We start from the raw sequence: 1,297 nt of genomic DNA, 5'->3' as shown, positions 1-1,297 counted from the left end.
CGCTGCCACCGGTCGCGGCGCCCCGCCGGCGGGCCGGCCGGGGGAGGCAGGAGCACCCCGTGTGTTGGGGGGGGGGGACGGGGGCGGCGCGGGGGGGGGGGCGGCCCCGGGCGGCGAGCCCACCCCCCCCCCCGGGGGGCGGCCCGCCCCGGCGCGCCCCGGGGGGGGGGGGGGGCCCGCCCGCCGATACCGTGGCACAGCAACCGGATACCGGAACCCGTCCCCCGCTGCCCCGCCGGCGCCGGCAGACCGCCGCGCCCGCCCCCGCTCCCGAACCCGCCGGTACCGCCCCGGCCGCCGAACCAGCTCGTCCCCACAGCGCCGAGGAAGCACGCAATCTGATGGCCGCCATCGAGGGCGGCACCCGGTCGGGACGCAGTGCGCTCCCGGAGCCGGCCGAATCCGAGAGAACTCGACAGGAAGGCGACGATGACCACTCCCCCGCGCACTGACCCGAACCGGCCGCCGGCGGAACCGGTGAGCAGGCTGCCGGATACCGGACCGAACGGCCGGCCGCGGCCATGAGCGGTCCACACAACACCTCGGGGGACGAGGAGGACGCCGGCCCGGTTGTACGTCTCTATGCGCTCACCCGCGGCCGGGGTCGTAGCGAGCGCGCGGAGCTCACGCTGGATTCGATGGTGGTCGACGCCGGTTCGGGGCTGGCGCTGCGGCGACCGGAACCCGAGTATGCCGAAATAGTCCGGTTGTGCCGGACTCCGCAGTCGGTGGCGGAGGTTTCGGCGCAACTCGGTGTTCCGCTGGCGCTGACCAAGGTCTTGGTCGGGGATCTGATCGACGACGGCCGGCTGATCGTGCGCGCACCGGTGGAGACTCCCGACAACGCCGCGGGACTCGATCTGCTGCGGACGATCGCGAACAGTTTGCGGGGCGGTTGATCCGGGGCGGGCCCGCCGCTCTGCCTTCGAAAGCGCCACCACACGACCCGCGCCACCCGGCCTCCAGGGTGAGCGCCTCATTTGCCTGTCCTCTTCCGCCTGTCCTCTTCCGCGCGACCGCGCGCATCCCGTTCGCTAGAGTCTGGGACAGATACGGCGCATTGCGAGGAAAAATCTAGTAGAAATTATCGCAATGCCGGGATAGCTGGGATGGGGCGGCCGGGGGGGGGGGGGGGTGCCCCCCCCCCCGGCGGCGGGGGGGTATGCTGGGCCGGCGGGCCCCCCCCCCGCGACCCCGGGGTTCCGGATCCAGCAGTCGCCGGCCCGGGAACAGGCACCCGCACCGGACAACGGGCCGCAGGTCACCGACCGTAAGGAAGTCGTCACGGGGACGGTGG

At 74.4% G+C, this 1,297-nt stretch carries 1 protein-coding gene; it reads left to right on the top strand.

The genetic code is table 11. The annotated features are described in order from the left end of the window. The first annotated feature begins 521 nt into the window (after nucleotides 1-521). The gene (locus tag QH196_RS03135) at nucleotides 522-899 is read left to right on the top strand and encodes a DUF742 domain-containing protein (RefSeq protein ID WP_280414222.1); all 378 of its coding nucleotides are present in this window, start codon (nucleotides 522-524) and stop codon (nucleotides 897-899) included. Nucleotides 900-1,297 lie beyond the last annotated feature (398 nt).

The sequence above is a fragment of the Nocardia carnea genome (genome assembly GCF_029868325.1).
Lineage (GTDB): Bacteria > Actinomycetota > Actinomycetes > Mycobacteriales > Mycobacteriaceae > Nocardia > Nocardia carnea_C.
This window is presented reverse-complemented; position numbering and strand designations above follow the sequence as displayed.

Bases quoted from the DNA above. Each gene is read 5' to 3' on its own strand.
- QH196_RS03135 (WP_280414222.1), top strand. From the start codon at position 522: ATGAGCGGTCCACACAACACCTCGGGGGACGAGGAGGACGCCGGCCCG.